The sequence below is a fragment of the Maribacter sp. LLG6340-A2 genome (assembly GCF_045057105.1).
GTDB lineage: Bacteria > Bacteroidota > Bacteroidia > Flavobacteriales > Flavobacteriaceae > Maribacter.
This window is the reverse complement of the sequence record NZ_CP159332.1, coordinates 25,622-41,084: the sequence shown is the minus strand read 5'-3', so window position 1 is coordinate 41,084 and position 15,463 is coordinate 25,622. Positions and strand designations below refer to the sequence as shown.

General features: G+C 36.2%; 17 protein-coding genes. 12 read left to right on the top strand and 5 right to left on the bottom strand.

Features of this window, described 5'->3' with window-relative positions; translation table 11 throughout:
- Positions 1-49: 49 nt before the first annotated feature.
- The 3 genes from ABVM52_RS00200 to ABVM52_RS00190 form a co-directional block, all read right to left on the bottom strand.
- Positions 50-1,858: a DEAD/DEAH box helicase gene (locus ABVM52_RS00200; protein WP_405382519.1), complete on the bottom strand. Its 1,809-nt coding sequence runs from the start codon at positions 1,856-1,858 to the stop codon at positions 50-52.
- Between the two features lie 159 nt (positions 1,859-2,017).
- Complete coding sequence (locus ABVM52_RS00195; RefSeq protein ID WP_405382517.1) at positions 2,018-2,662, bottom strand: DUF4337 domain-containing protein; 645 nt, start codon at positions 2,660-2,662, stop codon at positions 2,018-2,020.
- The gene (locus ABVM52_RS00190) at positions 2,649-3,236 is read right to left on the bottom strand and encodes a non-canonical purine NTP diphosphatase (RefSeq protein ID WP_405382514.1); all 588 of its coding nucleotides are present in this window, start codon (positions 3,234-3,236) and stop codon (positions 2,649-2,651) included. The genes ABVM52_RS00195 and ABVM52_RS00190 overlap by 14 nt, the downstream gene beginning before the upstream one ends.
- A gap of 60 nt (positions 3,237-3,296) precedes the next feature.
- Here ABVM52_RS00190 and ABVM52_RS00185 point away from each other — a divergent pair, with 60 nt between their 5' ends.
- From ABVM52_RS00185 to serA, 5 genes are all read left to right on the top strand, one after another.
- Positions 3,297-3,749, top strand: a complete 453-nt coding sequence (locus tag ABVM52_RS00185) for a methyltransferase family protein (RefSeq protein WP_405382512.1) — start codon at positions 3,297-3,299, stop codon at positions 3,747-3,749.
- Between the two features lie 84 nt (positions 3,750-3,833).
- On the top strand, positions 3,834-4,439 hold the full coding sequence (locus ABVM52_RS00180; RefSeq protein ID WP_405382510.1) for a SatD family protein: 606 nt from the start codon (positions 3,834-3,836) through the stop codon (positions 4,437-4,439).
- A gap of 1 nt (position 4,440) precedes the next feature.
- Positions 4,441-5,142: a DUF3307 domain-containing protein gene (locus tag ABVM52_RS00175; RefSeq protein ID WP_405382508.1), complete on the top strand. Its 702-nt coding sequence runs from the start codon at positions 4,441-4,443 to the stop codon at positions 5,140-5,142.
- Positions 5,143-5,146: 4 nt separating this feature from the next.
- The gene (locus tag ABVM52_RS00170; RefSeq protein WP_405382506.1) at positions 5,147-5,932 is read left to right on the top strand and encodes an alpha/beta fold hydrolase; all 786 of its coding nucleotides are present in this window, start codon (positions 5,147-5,149) and stop codon (positions 5,930-5,932) included.
- Between the two features lie 140 nt (positions 5,933-6,072).
- Positions 6,073-7,965 carry a phosphoglycerate dehydrogenase gene (serA, locus tag ABVM52_RS00165; protein WP_405382504.1) on the top strand — a complete coding sequence of 631 codons (1,893 nt, stop codon included), beginning with the start codon at positions 6,073-6,075 and terminating at the stop codon, positions 7,963-7,965.
- A gap of 127 nt (positions 7,966-8,092) precedes the next feature.
- On the opposite strand, the gene rlmH is transcribed toward serA, so the two are convergent.
- Entirely contained in the window at positions 8,093-8,566 is a 474-nt protein-coding gene (rlmH, locus tag ABVM52_RS00160; RefSeq protein WP_405382502.1) for a 23S rRNA (pseudouridine(1915)-N(3))-methyltransferase RlmH, read from the bottom strand.
- Between the two features lie 65 nt (positions 8,567-8,631).
- Here rlmH and nadC point away from each other — a divergent pair, with 65 nt between their 5' ends.
- From nadC to priA, 4 genes are read left to right on the top strand one after another with little or no spacing between them, the layout of a single operon-like run.
- Positions 8,632-9,489 (top strand): carboxylating nicotinate-nucleotide diphosphorylase, encoded by an 858-nt coding sequence (nadC, locus tag ABVM52_RS00155; protein ID WP_405382500.1) that lies wholly within the window; start codon positions 8,632-8,634, stop codon positions 9,487-9,489.
- The gene (locus tag ABVM52_RS00150; RefSeq protein ID WP_405382498.1) at positions 9,490-10,458 is read left to right on the top strand and encodes a YihY/virulence factor BrkB family protein; all 969 of its coding nucleotides are present in this window, start codon (positions 9,490-9,492) and stop codon (positions 10,456-10,458) included. It begins immediately after the preceding gene.
- Positions 10,455-10,895, top strand: a complete 441-nt coding sequence (locus tag ABVM52_RS00145; protein WP_405382496.1) for a DUF2147 domain-containing protein — start codon at positions 10,455-10,457, stop codon at positions 10,893-10,895. The genes ABVM52_RS00150 and ABVM52_RS00145 overlap by 4 nt, the downstream gene beginning before the upstream one ends.
- Before the next feature lie 5 nt (positions 10,896-10,900).
- Entirely contained in the window at positions 10,901-13,357 is a 2,457-nt protein-coding gene (gene priA, locus ABVM52_RS00140; protein ID WP_405382494.1) for a primosomal protein N', read from the top strand.
- 53 nt (positions 13,358-13,410) lie between these two features.
- Here the strand turns inward: priA and ABVM52_RS00135 are convergent, their stop codons facing one another.
- Positions 13,411-14,103, bottom strand: coding sequence for a LytTR family DNA-binding domain-containing protein (locus ABVM52_RS00135; RefSeq protein WP_058103007.1), 693 nt, complete (start codon positions 14,101-14,103; stop codon positions 13,411-13,413).
- Between the two features lie 229 nt (positions 14,104-14,332).
- Between ABVM52_RS00135 and rpsF the strand changes: the two genes are divergently transcribed.
- The 3 genes from rpsF to rplI are packed head-to-tail and all read left to right on the top strand — an operon-like array spanning position 14,333 to position 15,445.
- Positions 14,333-14,677 (top strand): 30S ribosomal protein S6, encoded by a 345-nt coding sequence (gene rpsF / locus ABVM52_RS00130; protein ID WP_089260160.1) that lies wholly within the window; start codon positions 14,333-14,335, stop codon positions 14,675-14,677.
- Between the two features lie 5 nt (positions 14,678-14,682).
- On the top strand, positions 14,683-14,979 hold the full coding sequence (rpsR, locus tag ABVM52_RS00125; protein WP_027067300.1) for a 30S ribosomal protein S18: 297 nt from the start codon (positions 14,683-14,685) through the stop codon (positions 14,977-14,979).
- Positions 14,980-14,992: 13 nt separating this feature from the next.
- A complete protein-coding gene (gene rplI / locus ABVM52_RS00120) occupies positions 14,993-15,445 on the top strand; it encodes a 50S ribosomal protein L9 (RefSeq protein ID WP_405382491.1) in 453 nt (150 codons plus the stop codon).
- The last annotated feature ends 18 nt before the right edge of the window (positions 15,446-15,463 follow it).

Genomic DNA, 15,463 nt, shown 5'->3' with positions numbered 1-15,463 from the left:
AAACAAAATAAAAAAAATACGCCGAAGCGTATTTTTAATATACAATTAACTAAAAGAAATCTCCTTTTCTTTTGTTGCTTCGTCGTTTTCCGGAGTTTGGAGCACTAGATTCGCTTCTGTCCCTTCTGCGTCCTTTAGACTGCGAACCACCATCTCTTCTTCCTTTTCCACCGCCGTCATCCCTGCGACCGCTTCTTTTGCCTTTGAAGCCGCCACCACCGCTTCTGCGACGGCTACCACCGCCACCGCCAGGGTTTTTGGAAACTTCTACATTTACAAAACGTCCGTCAACCTTAAAGTCGGTAAACTTATCCAGAATTTTTTGAGTGACTTCTGCCTCGGTATTAAAGAAAGAAAAACTCTCTTTAACATCTACTTTAAATACATCTTCTTGCCCTAAACCTACAGTATCTCTAATGAAGTCTTTTAAAGACATCCAATCATAACCGTCTCTTTCACCAACGTTTACAAAGTATCTTACTGAACCACTTGTTGGTATTTCAGCTCTGCCATTATCACGGTCTCTACCGCTATCAGAAGAATTTAAGTCCTTTGCCTTGTTGTAATAGTTAAAGAATCTTGTAAACTCAACAGAGACAATTTTTTTAATCAACTCTTCTCTATCGATTCCTTCAAGAACATCGTTAATAGCAGGTAAGTAAGCATCTACCTCTTCGTTAACTTTCGTGTCCTTTATCTTATTGGCTAAGTGATATAGTTGGATTTCACAAATTTCCATTCCCGTAGGAATTTTTTTGGATAGGAATTTTTGATTGATCTTATTTTCAATTGCTCTGATCTTACGTTGCTCACTACGGGTAACGATAACCATAGAAATACCGGATTTTCCGGCTCTACCCGTTCTTCCGCTACGGTGAGTATACGTTTCTATCTCATCTGGTAACTGATAGTTGATTACGTGTGTAATATCATCTACATCAATACCACGCGCAGCAACATCGGTAGCTACAAGCATTTGAATTTGCTTCTTACGGAAAGAGTTCATGACCAAATCTCGTTGGTTCTGACTTAAATCTCCGTGCAATGCACCGGCATTGTAACCGTCTTCAATTAATTTTTCGGCTACTTTTTGCGTATCTCGTTTTGTTCTGCAGAAAACGACTGAAAAAATATCTGGATTGGTATCTGCTAATCTCTTAAGGGCAGGGTAACGATCTCTACCACCAACAACATAATATTCATGTTGTACGGTAGATGCACCGGAATTTTTAGCACCCACTGTAATTTCTTGTGGTGAATGCATAAATTTCTTAGCGATAATAGCAACCTCTCTTGGCATGGTAGCCGAGAACAACCAGGTAGATTTATCATTAGGCGTTCCGGAAAGAATATCTTTGATATCCTCCATAAAGCCCATGTTCAACATTTCATCAGCTTCATCAAGAACACAATAGTCAATTTTGGAAATGTCAACAAGACGTCTGCTGATCATATCTTTCATTCTACCGGGTGTAGCTACAATAATTTGAGCTCCTCGTTTTATCTGTCTTGCTTGTTCCGTAATGCTGGCGCCACCATAAATGGCAACAACATTTACATTGCGTTCGTATTTTGAATACGCCTGCATTTCTTTTGTAATCTGTAAGCAAAGCTCACGGGTAGGAGACAGTATCAAACCTTGTGTGGTTCTACTATCGCTATCTATTTTTTGAATTAGTGGAAAACCGAATGCGGCTGTTTTACCGGTACCGGTTTGCGCTAAGGCAACTAGGTCGGTTTCACTTTCCAATAAAATAGGAATTGCTTTTTCTTGTACTTCTGATGGGGTTTCAAAACCCATATCAGTAATAGCATCTAATAAGGACTTTTCTAGTCCCAGTGCTTCAAACTTTGTCATAAATATGTTATACTAAATCGCAAATATGAATGTTGCATAGAGCGATTATCGTATATAACCTATTTAGACTCAGCGCAACACATGCTATACCAGCGGCGTTAATTAATTTGCAAAGGTACTATGAATTATTGGACTGGTATAATATATTGACAAGTAATATTAAGGGGCCAATAAATAGCCGTAGATGGAAAGTATGCTACCAATGATACCAAATACTATCATTAATACGATTAGACTTTTTTGGAGTAGCGGATTATCGTAAATAATGATGCAAACAGCACCTAAGACAATGCATATTTGATAAAAAAGCATTCCGTAATCAAATTTTTTGGTAGCGTAGTCATAAGAAGCCGCCAGTTCTTGCCATTCCTTTACTCCTGTTATTTTACCAAGTTCGCCATCAATGTCTTGGGTCCAGTTATCCTTTCCAACACTGGAAGAACCGTTTAGAATTTCAATTTTTTCGGCTCCATATTTTTTGATTTTATTTTGGACATTCTTAATTTTTTCTTCTACTAAGGGAATTTTTTCTTCGGAAATTATCCCTGTGCTGATCAAGGCGTTTAAATAGTCATGTTCACTTTCCTTAAGGCTTTCTTTGATGCTTTTAGATTGATACCAGTTAGAGTAGCTGACCACATTGTTATGTGCAATCATCATTTCTTCTTCCAATTCACCGTTTACCATTTGCGAAATGGCCATTAGGGCGGCAAAAATTGCAATAAGTACACCGCCAATGGCTTCTGCCTTTTCCGATGCGACCGAAACTTCTACCGTTTCCCTTTTGTTTTTATCTTGTAACATTCGTGTCCTTTAAATATGCTATTAATTTTTGAAAAGCCCTTCCTCTGTGACTAATTTGGTTTTTTTCTGATAATGGTAATTGGGAAAATGTTTGGTCGTAACCCATTGGTTTAAAAATAGGGTCATAACCAAATCCTTGTTCTCCGTGTTGTGCCTTGGTAATTTCCCCATCTATTTTACCTTCAAATATATGGGTTTCACCATTTAAATTTAGGGCGATAACCGTTTTAAAAAAAGCGGTACGGTCCGTTGCGTCTTTGAGGTTGGTCAATAATTTGGCCATATTGGCCTGCGCGTTGTTTTCAGGACCGGCATAGCGCGCGGAATACACACCCGGTTCGCCATGTAAGGCATTCACCAACAGTCCGGTGTCATCTGCAAAACAGGGTAACTTATATTTGTTCGTTATAAAATCCGCTTTAAGTCTTGCATTGCCTTCCAGTGTGTTTTTAGTTTCGGGTATGTTGTCGTGGCATCCAAGTGTCTCAAGACTTATCAATTCTATTGAAGCTGGAACCAATTTCTGTAATTCTTTAAGTTTATTTGGGTTGTGGGTAGCGAATACAAGTTTCATTTCAATAAATTGGGGAATCAATAAATTAGTTTTGATTTTCAAAAATAGTAATTTTATAAAATGGAATTAAAGTTACCTCCTGCAGTTGTTTTTGTAGTCTTTGGACTTTTAATGTTTGGTCTTGATCTAGTGTTACCTTTTGGTCATTTTGACTTTTTTGGACGTATGGTTCTTTTTAAGGTCTTGCTACTATTTGCCGTAATTATCGTAGTAACGTCTTTGTTTCAATTTTATAGGGCCAAGACAACTGTGGATCCTACCCGTCCAAATAAAGCAAGCAATTTAGTGGTTGACGGAGTTTTTAAATACTCAAGAAATCCTATGTATTTGGCCATGTTATTGTTTCTATTGGCATTGGGAGTGTATTTGGGCAACGCTTTCAATACGTTGGTCGCTGCTGGGTTTGTTGCTTATATGAACCGGTTTCAAATTATTCCTGAGGAATTAAGTTTAAAGGAAAAATTTGGTCGTGCCTATAAAGAATATTGTACACTAACTAGACGTTGGTTTTAATGCTATATTAGTTAAATCACTAATACTTGTAAATATTAGTTAATTTACTTATAATTGAATATATTAGTGTTTTAAATAATAATCATGATAGCAATTATTACCGGAGATATCATAAATTCTGAAAATTATCCCTCTTCGCAATGGATAGGTTTATTGAAATCATATTTTAATGAATTTGGACCATCACCTATGAATTGGGAAATATATAGAGGGGATGAATTTCAGCTCAAAGTAAAAAAACAGAATGCCCTGTTCACCGCAATTAGAATAAAGGCAATGCTAAAGACTATTAAAGGTCTTGATGTAAGAATGGGAATAGGGGTAGGGCTAGAGACCTATATAGGTTCTGGGGTAACGGAATCTAACGGACCTGCCTACCAACGTTCAGGGAGAAATTTTGAATCGCTTAAGGAAAGTAAGGTCAATTTAAGTATTGCTACAGGAGATAAGACCCATGATAGAACATTAAACCTTATGTTGCAATTAGCTCTTGATTTTATGGATGATTGGAGCGTGGTGTCCGCAGAAATTGTAACCTTGGTCTTGGATTATCCTAATGATTCACAAAAAGAAATAGCTCAAAAACTAGGTATTAAGCAATCTGCAGTGAGCCAGCGTTTAAAAAGAGCAAGATTAGATTTGGTATTGGATTTATTATCCTATTATAAAGAAGTAATAACTGAAATTTAGAATGTTGGTATTTATAAAATTGATTTTGGCGCATTTAATTGGTGATTTCATACTTCAACCCGTTAAATGGGTGGTACACAAAGAATCCAACAAAATAACTTCAAGGTATTTGTACTTCCACATATTGCTACATTTTGCATTATACATGCTCTTATTGTGGAACCTTGATATGTGGCATATTGCGCTAGTGATAGCATTGGGTCATTTTGGAATAGATTTGCTTAAGCTATATGCAGGTCCGTTATTTAAAAATAAAAGTATTCCTTTTTTTATAGACCAAGCCTTGCACATAATGCTGGTTTATATATGTGTTTTTTATGGGAATCTATATAGTAAAACTGCTATGTTGTTTCAGCATCTAGATTGGTATTTAATTACGGCAATAGTATTTGTTACATATCCGGCCGCAATTATTATGGGTAAGATTTTAGAAGGTATGTCCAACCAAATAGAAACTGATCATAAGTCCTTGCCAAATGCCGGTAAATATATAGGAATGATAGAACGCCTATTTGTTTTGATTTTTATAGTAATAGGTAGGTGGGAAGTCATTGGATTATTAATAGCGGCTAAGTCTGTGTTCAGGTTTAATGACCTTAAGGAACGTAACAATAGAAAGCTTACTGAATATATTTTAATAGGAACACTGGTAAGTTTTGGTTTGGCAATTTTGGCGGGATTACTTTATATGGCACAATATTAATATCATGCTCAAGAAAAGTCTTTTTATAACGGGTATCGTATTATTTTCAATGGTCTGTGGTGCCCAGGAAAATAGGTTTAATTCATTTGATGGTGTACCCATTGTTTATACCGATCAAGGAGAAGGCAGGGCTGTATTATTGATTCATGGGTTTATCAATAGCCGCAAATCTTGGGATAATACCGCGTTGAAAAATGATTTGTTGGCAAAAGGGTATCGGGTAATTATACCTGATTTAAGAGGAAACGGCGATTCGGGAAAACCACAAAATGATGATGCATATATCAACAATGCGGAAGTAACAGATTTAAAGTTGTTAATGGATCATTTAGAGGTTAAATCATATAGTGCAGTAGGGTATTCAAGAGGTAGTATTCTTCTAGCTAAATTACTCACGGTAGATAAACGGATTTCGAAAGCGGTTTTAGGGGGTATGGGAATAGATTTTACCAATCCTAAATGGAATAAAAGAATAATGTTTGCCAATGCATTTAAAGGCGATAGTAATGAACAAACTAAAGATGCGGTAGATTATGCCAAATCCATACAGGCAGATTTACGGTCTCTACATTTGCAGCAGAAACATCAACCTGTAACATCAATTAATGAGTTAAATGCCATTAGCACGGAGGTTTTGGTAGTTTGTGGTGATCAGGATAAGGAAAACGGGAACCCCAATACCTTGGCGAGAACCTTTGAGAATGGAAATTTTACTATGGTAAAGGGTAATCATAATAAGACATACAAGACCAAGGAATTTGCTAATGTGATTATACAGTTTTTAAAATAACACTGGCATTTTGATTATATATACACCATTACTTTACCTTTTTGTTTTATTTGCAAGATATCGTTTAACAGGACAAATTTAATTTTTACTTTTGATACTTAATTTTATTTAAAACCCTTAATCCAAAACAGTAGTTGGTAATGACCGAAACGAGTAGAAAATACGTTTTTGATTTTGACAGTACCTTGACCAGGGTAGAGGCACTGGATGTTCTTGCGGAAATGACCTTAGAGGGTAGGTCCAATAAAGAAGATGTAATCAGGGAAATCCAGAAAATCACCAATTTAGGGATAGATGGTGACATATCATTTACGGAATCATTGGAGCGGCGTATAAAGTTGCTGAATGCCAAAAAAGAAGATTTGGATGGCTTGGTGAAAGAGCTTCGAAATAAAATTTCAAAATCCATAGCCTCCAATAAAGAGTTTTTTGAAAAGTATGCAGATGATATTTATGTAATATCATGTGGATTTAAGGAGTTTATTGATCCTATTGTAGAAGAGTATAACATTCCTTCCGATCGTGTATATGCCAATACATTTAAGTTTGATGAGGAAGGTAATATTATCGGATTTGATGAAAATAATGTATTGTCCCAACATAATGGCAAAATAGATTGCCTTAAGCAAATGAACTTGGACGGTGAAGTTCAGGTCATTGGGGATGGATACAGCGATTATGTAATGCGCGAAGCAGGTATTGCAGATAAATTTTTTGCATATACAGAAAACGTGCATAGAGAAAAAGCCGCAAACAATGCGGATTTTGTTACACCCAGTTTAGATGAATTTTTATTTGTGAACAAGTTGCCAAGAAATATTTCGTACCCAAAAAATAGGATCAAGGTCCTATTGTTAGAAAATGTGCACACCGCTGCATTTGAAAACCTATCCGAAGATGGATTTTCCGTAGAACTTATTAAACATAGTTTACCAGAAGAAGAACTTCTTGAAAAAATCAAGGGCGTTCATGTACTAGGTATAAGGTCAAAGACCCAGGTCACCCAAAAAGTACTGGATGCCGCGGATAAGCTATTGGTCGTTGGTGCCTTTTGTATTGGTACTACTCAAATAGATTTGCAGCATGCAAAGAAAAAAGGAGTTGTGGTGTTCAATGCACCGTATAGCAATACTAGGTCCGTAGTAGAATTGGCCATAGGTGAAATTATAATGCTAATGCGTAGTGTATTTGACCGTAGTAGGGAAATACACGAAGGACAATGGCAAAAGACAGCCGCCGGTTCTCGAGAGGTTCGTGGAAAGAACTTAGGTATTGTTGGTTATGGTAATATAGGTAAACAATTATCCGTTTTAGCCGAGGCTATGGGTATGCGGGTTTATTACTATGATGTAGATGATAAATTGGCTTTGGGTAATGCGGTAAAATGTAACACTTTAGAAGATTTATTAAGTGTTTCGGATGTCGTTACCTTACATATAGATGATAATAAAGCTAACAAAAACTTCATTGGTGAACGAGAATTGAACCAAATGAAAAAAGGTGCCATGTTGATCAACCTTTCTCGTGGTTTTGTTGTTGATATAGACGCATTGGCAGAAAGCTTAAAGTCTGGACAAATAGGTGGTGCTGCAATTGATGTTTACCCAGATGAGCCAAGAAGCAACGGAGAATTTAAAACTAAATTACAAGGTTTTGATAATGTAATCCTAACTCCGCATGTAGGTGGTAGTACAGAAGAAGCACAAAGAGATATTGCAGATTTTGTGCCTAATAAAATTATGGATTATATAAATTCTGGAAACACGGTAGATGCGGTAAATTTCCCTAATATTCGTTTGCCAAAGCAAAATAACGTTCACCGTTTCTTGCATATTCATAGGAATGTTCCCGGTATTATGGCAAAGATCAATAAGGTCTTGGCAGAATATGAGTTGAATATTTCCAGCCAATATTTGTCTACTGATAATGAAGTAGGGTATGTAATTACAGATTTGGACAAAGAATATAATAAAGATGTAATCAAGGCTTTGAAAAAAGTAGAGAATACAATTAAATTTAGAGTGCTTTACTAAAATCTTTTAGCATTTAAAAAGAAGTAAAAAGTTCGGTTTAGGATTCTATATCTAAAATCGAATTTTTTTTGTGTTCATGTTTTACCAGTATTATTCTACTATTCTAAAAGATTCATGAATATGCCGGTTATTGGTGATGATAGGGTTCGTTTCTTAAAATAGTAAACGCTCTGTAGAGCTGCTCGGTTATAAATAGACGTACCATTTGATGTGAAAAGGTCATTTTTGACAAACTAATTTTACCTGAAGCCTTTGCATAAACCTCACTGCTAAAGCCATAAGGCCCACCAATTAAAAAGACCAATCTCTTTATACCGGTATTCATTTTTTTTTGCAAGTATTGAGAAAATTCTACTGAACTTAATTGCTTTCCTGTTTCATCAAATAGAATAAGAACATCCGTAGGAGCTAATTTTTTTAGGATAAGTTCGCCTTCCTTATTTTTTTGCTGTTCTTCGGATAAATTCTTGGTTTTTTTTAAATCGGGTATAATTTCTATTTCAAAATTGATATAATGTTGTAACCTTTTATGGTAAATGTCAATAAGTTCTTGCAATTGGGAACTATCGGTTTTGCCAATGGCCAAAAGTTTTATAGTCATAGTTCAAAAGTAAATCAATTTCACAAATGGATTTGTAAATTAGCGTAACAATAGATTATAAATATATGATTTCAGAACACCAGTTTAAAGAAGAGATAAAATTAATCATTGCAAATGCCATTAGGGAAGATGTAGGTGATGGCGACCATAGTTCCTTGGCTTGTATTCCAGATAGTGCAACTGGCAAGGCCAAGTTATTGGTTAAAGATGAGGGAATTATTGCCGGAGTAGATTTTGCCAAGCTGGTTTTTTATTTTGTTGATCCCAATCTAAAGGTAGATGTATTGCTCACAGATGGTACACCGGTAAATCATGGCGATATTGTTTTTTATGTAGAAGGAAGTTCGCAAAGCATATTAAAAGCGGAACGTTTGGTACTGAACGCTATGCAAAGAATGAGCGCTATTGCAACAAAAACCAATATGTTCGTAAACCTTTTAAAAGGAACAGGAACAAAGATATTAGATACTAGAAAAACCACACCGGGTATACGTGCTCTTGAAAAATGGGCGGTAAAAATAGGGGGTGGTGAAAATCACAGGTTTGCCCTTTATGATATGATTATGTTAAAAGATAATCATATTGACTTTGCCGGCGGTATTACCAAGGCAATAGATAAAACCAAAAATTACTTGAAAGAAACAGGTCGTGATTTAAAGATTATAGTGGAGGCAAGAGATTTAGATGAGATTAAAGAGATATTAAAATCAGATGGTGTGTATCGTATTTTAATAGACAATTTCAATTATGAAGATACCCGAAAAGCGGTAGAATTAATTGGGGATACTTGTTTAACAGAGTCATCGGGCGGTATTAATGAAAAGACCATAAGGGAGTATGCAGAATGTGGTGTAGATTATATTTCTTCTGGTGCGTTAACACATTCGGTTTATAATTTGGATTTGAGCTTAAAAGCAGTGTAGATGTCTTTAGAGGTCGAAGAAAAGCTAGAGAAAATACCAATTGTAAATTGGGTGGTCAGGTTTTTAAAACAAATCAGGTTGCCAGGTTTTGAAGGGCTTTCTATTTACGACCTTCTGGAAATGTATGTGCTTGGAGTTTTAAGGGGAACGCTTTCTACAAGAGCCAGTGCTATTGCCTTTAGTCTGTTTATGGCATTGTTTCCTTTGATAATATTTATGGTTACCTTGGTACCTTTCTTGGTGTCTTACATTAGTATAGAACATGGAGATTTTGATGTTCAGTTTCAGCTTTTTTTAGAATCTTTTCTACCTAGTGCTACGGGCGATTATTTTGGCGAAGTGTTTACCCAAATAAAAGATCAGAAACGTGGCGGTCTCTTATCATCCGCATTTTTATTGTCTATTTTTTTGATAGCAAATGGTGTAAATTCAATTTTTGGAGGATTTGAAACATCGTATCATATTGAGCTAACCCGCCATTTCTTTCGTCAATACCTTTATGCTTTGATGGTAGGCTTAATTTTGGCTATTCTTATTATAGTGGGGTTTGTGGCGTTTATCTATTTTGAATTTTACGTTTTAGGTTATCTGTCAGAATTTGCGGCAAAACAAGGTGGATATATTTTAGGGGAAGATGAGGTGATAGGGGTCCAAATTGCAAAAGTTTTGTTCTTTATTATTTTATCATATTTTACCACTGCTATCCTTTATTATTTTGGAACTAGAGAAGGTAAGCAGGCAAAATTTTTCTCGGTAGGTGCATTAATGACAACCATATTGTTTTTAGTTACGTCCTATCTTTTTGGTATTTATGTGGAAAAATTTGCTCGATACAATGAATTATACGGGGCTTTGGGAGGTTTGTTGATATTAATGGTATACATCTGGTTAAATTCCAATATATTGCTGTTGGGGTTTGAGTTAAACGCCTCCTTGAATACACTAAGAAAAATCACAAGAAAAGAATGAAAGACCTAATTGTAAAGTTTTATTTCATTGGTACATTATTGTGTACCGTAAGTACATTTGGTCAATCTGTTTTTGGCAAGTGGAAGACTATTGATGATCGTACAGGTTTGCCCAAAGGAGTCATAGAAATTTATGAGAAAGACGGATTAATGTATGGTAAAGTCATTAAAATTCTGGAAGAGGGGAAAGAAGGGGTTACCTGTACAAAATGTGATGGAGCGTTAAAGGATAAGCCTGTAGAAGGTATGGAGATTATAACCGCTGGTGAACCTAACGATGACGGTGAATGGAAGGGGAAAAGACTTTTTGATCCAGAACAAGCTATGACGTTTAGGTTTAAGATATGGCTAAACCCAGATAATTCAGATGAATTAAAAGTTAGGGGGTATTTGGCATTTATCTATAGAACCCAAACCTGGGTCCGTGTAGAGGGGTAATTGGTATGGCAGACTTTATCAATGTTATATTGCCCATTCCGTTAGAGCGACTTTTTACATATAGTATCACCAGTGAAGAAGCTAAGTTGCTCAAGCCCGGTATGCGTGTTGCGGTACCCTTTGGTAAATCCAAAATTTATACCGGCTTAGTTCATGATATTCATCAAGACCCGCCACAAGCTTATGAAGCAAAGGAGATACATCAGCTTTTAGATGACTTCCCCATTGTACATACTACTCAATTAAAACACTGGGAGTGGATTGCCAAATATTACATGTGTACCTTGGGCGAAGTGGTCCGTAGTGCGCTGCCTAGTGCATTCTTGTTAGAAAGTGAAACCCTGGTGTTAAGGAACAATGAGTATGAGATTGATGAGGAAGAACTGTTAGATGACGAGTTTTTGGTTTTTGAAGCTCTACAGCATCAATCTGTTCTTAAGGTCCAAGAAGTATCTGCCATAGTAGAACGAAAAAATGTGTTGCCGGTATTGGAACGTTTGTTGGCCAAAAAAGTCATCGTACTTAAAGAAGAGGTTTATGAACAGTATAAGCCTAAATTGGTCAGGTATGTTAAATTAGGAAACGAACATACATCAGACGAAAAACTGGAGGAACTTTTAAAATCCTTGACAAGGGCTCCCAAACAAAGCCAAGTTGTATTGTCGCTATTTCAATTGCAGGGTAAAACTCAAAAACCTATTAAGGTTTCAGAGCTTGAGCAAGCCAGTAACGCATCAAAGGCGGTTATAAAATCTTTGGTTGATAAGGGGATTTTAGAAGAATATTTTATAAAGACCGATCGTGTTAATTATGATGGGGAAAATGAGAGCTCAGATTCCAAAGATTTAAATGAATATCAAGAAGCGGCTTTAGGGGATATTAAATCTTCATTTGAAGCTGGTAAGGTTACCTTGTTAAAAGGGGTTACATCTTCAGGTAAGACGGAAGTTTATGTAAAATTAATAGAGGAGTGTCTGCAAAAAAACTTGCAGGCTTTGTATTTGTTGCCAGAAATTGCACTTACTACCCAACTGATCAGTAGGCTACAGGAATATTTTGGTGAGAAAATAGCAATTTACCACTCAAAATACAATGTACAGGAAAGGGTTGAAGTTTGGCAAAATGTATTGCAGGCTAAACCAAAAGCACAATTGGTCATAGGGGCCAGGTCTGCAATGTACCTACCATTTAGTAAACTGGGCTTAATTATAATTGATGAAGAGCACGAGAGCTCGTTCAAACAATTTGATCCGGCACCACGCTATCATGCTAGAGATGCGGCCATAGTTTTAGGTCATCTTCATAATTCGAATGTTTTATTGGGCTCCGCTACTCCCAGTGTTGAAAGTTATTACAATACACAAACCGGTAAATATGGCTATGCGGAAATTACAAGGCGTTACGGTAATGTACTTATGCCGGATATGGAATTAGTGGATATTAAAGAGTCGCAAAGAAAGAAAAAGATGAAAGGTCATTTTTCTGAACGACTTTTTCTTGAAATGGAAGAAACCTTGAACGAAGGTTCGCAAATCATACTTTTTCAAAATAGAAGGGGATTTGCGCCATTAATGGAGTGTTTAACATGCGGACATTCTCCACAATGCCCCAACTGTGATGTTAGTTTAACATATCATCAATATAGGAATCAGTTACGTTGCCATTATTGTGGTCATCATACCGCATTGCCAGAAAGTTGTTTTGCGTGTGGTAGTCCAGAATTGGATACTAAAGGCTTTGGTACCGAACAGATAGAAAAGGAAGTAACAGCGTTGTTCCCTAATGCCAAAGTTGGTCGTATGGATTTAGATACTACCCGGGGCAAGCATGGATATGAAAAAATTATAACAGCTTTTGAACAGCAAGAGTTGAACATATTAGTGGGTACCCAAATGCTTACCAAAGGTCTGGATTTTAGAAATGTCAATTTAGTTGGGGTTATGAATGCGGACTCCCTTTTAAACTTCCCCGACTATAGAGCGCATGAAAGAACCTATCAGTTACTGACCCAAGTATCGGGTAGGGCAGGGCGTACAAAAAAAAGAGGCAAGGTTTTAATACAAACGTACAACCCGTATCATCAAATTTTAAAACAAGTGACTACGGGAGATTATGAGGGTATGTATAAAGAACAGTTGTATGAGCGTGGTCAATTTAAGTATCCGCCGGTTTGCCGCATTATTAAGGTAACGTTTAAACATAAAAATTATAATGTCATCAATGAGGCAGCAGATTGGTTTGCCGGGGCATTGCGTACAAATTTTGGAGGTACGGTACTAGGACCGGAGTACCCGCCCGTGGCAAGAATAAGAAATCAATATTTAAAGCATATCGTTATAAAAGTGAAAATAGGTGAATCCTTGGCCGGGACTAAATATAACATTAGGCGTATTGAAAGTTCTTTTAAGGCGGTTTCAATGTACCGTAGTGTACGGGTCATTTACAATGTAGATCATATATAAAATAAAAAGACCGCCGTTAGGCGGTCTTTTAGAGTAGTATTATCTCATATGTTTTATACATTGCTTAGCGCTTCGGCCAATTCTGTTTTTTTGTTTCTACTTAGAGGTATAGATCTACCGCTAACTTCAACATTTTTACTGTTGAATTTTTCAACCTTCTCAAGGTTAATGATATAAGATTTGTGAATTCTTAAAAACTTATCTTCTGGCAATTGCTTTTCAAAAGATTTCATTGTTGATAAGATTACGATATTGGCTTCATCGGTAACTAATTTAATATAGTCGCCAAGTGCTTCGATCCATTTAATATCATTTAAAATAACCTTTCTTTTCTTAAGGTTGCTCTTTACAAAGATGTGCTCTTCATCTTCGTTTACACGATGCATTTGTTCGTAATTGGCAACCGCTCTTTTCACAGATGCATCAAAGCGTGCCATGGTAATCGGTTTATGTAAATAATCCGTTACATCATAGTCAAATGCTTTTAGTGCATAATCTGGTTTACCGGTAATCAATATTACCTGAGGACTGTTTTCTAGGGACTCGAGTAGGTCGAACCCGGTAATGATTGGCATTTCAACATCAAGAAAAATAAGATCGATCTCATGGTTCTTGATTCCGTTTTTAGCTTCGATAGCATTGCTGTATTCTGCTACCATAGTTAAATTAGGATGATTGTTTACCAACTTTGCAACGGCCATCCTTTGCATGGACGAGTCGTCAACGATGATACTTCTTAACTTCATAAGGGCTGATTTGTGGGGTTAAATCATCGACAAATAACCGAAAAAACCTGCTGAACTACAACAAAAGATGTGAACAATGCAGTGTTGATCGTGTATTTGGTAATGATCATAAGTTTAAGATTTGGTTTATTTTTTCATGTTGTTACCATTCAATAACGAAGAATATTCACATTTCTTATAATTATTTTAAAATAATATCTATTTTTGCACTCCTTAAAACAAATATAATATGAACCATTACGAAACTGTTTTCATTTTGAATCCCGTTCTATCTGATGTACAGATAGAGGAAACAGTTAAGAAATTCGAGGATTTCTTAATTAAGAATGGCGCCAAAATGGTAGCCAAAGAGAATTGGGGGCTAAAGAAATTAGCTTACCCTATACAAAACAAGAAAAGTGGATTTTATCACTTGTTCGAATTCACGAGCAACGGTGAGGTTGTTATGCCTTACGAGCAGGAGTTCAGAAGAGATGAACGTGTTATGCGTTTCTTGACCGTTAAATTGGACAAGCACGCAATTGCATGGGCAGAAAAAAGAAGAACAAGAAATAAAAAAACCGCTAAAGCTTAAGTATTATGGCAACATTACAACAACAGGCAAAAGGAAAAAAGGATGGAGAGATCAGATATCTAACTCCATTGAACATTGAGACCAACACAAAAAAGAAGTATTGTCGTTTTAAAAAATCCGGTATTAAGTACGTGGATTATAAAGATGCTGATTTTTTATTGAAGTTGGTAAACGAGCAAGGTAAATTGTTACCTAGAAGACTTACTGGAACTTCATTGAAGTATCAAAGAAAAGTGGCACAGGCCGTAAAGAGAGCTCGTCATTTGGCATTAATGCCATATGTTGCTGATTTATTAAAATAATAAGAAAAGTATCATGGAGCTTATATTAAAAGAAGACGTACAAAATTTAGGTTTTAAAGACGATATAGTTAATGTTAAGAACGGATATGGAAGAAATTTCCTTATTCCTCAAGGCTTAGCCACTATGGCTACTACTTCGGCTAAGAAAGTTTTGGCTGAAAACCTAAAGCAAAGAGCACACAAAGAGAAGAAAGTTATAGATGCCGCTAAGAAGACAGAAGAGGCTTTAAAAGCTTTGGAATTGAAGATATCTGCTAAGACAGGAGCTGCAGATAAACTTTTTGGTTCTGTAACTAATGGCGATTTAGCAGATGCACTTGCTAAAGAAGGTCACGAAATAGACAAAAAATTCATAAGCATACAAGGTGGTGCGGTTAAACGAACCGGTCCTTACAATGCACAGATCAGATTACACCGCGAGGTAATCGTTGATTTTGGATTTGAAGTTGTTGCTGAGAAGAAGTAACATCAAGATTGTTAATAA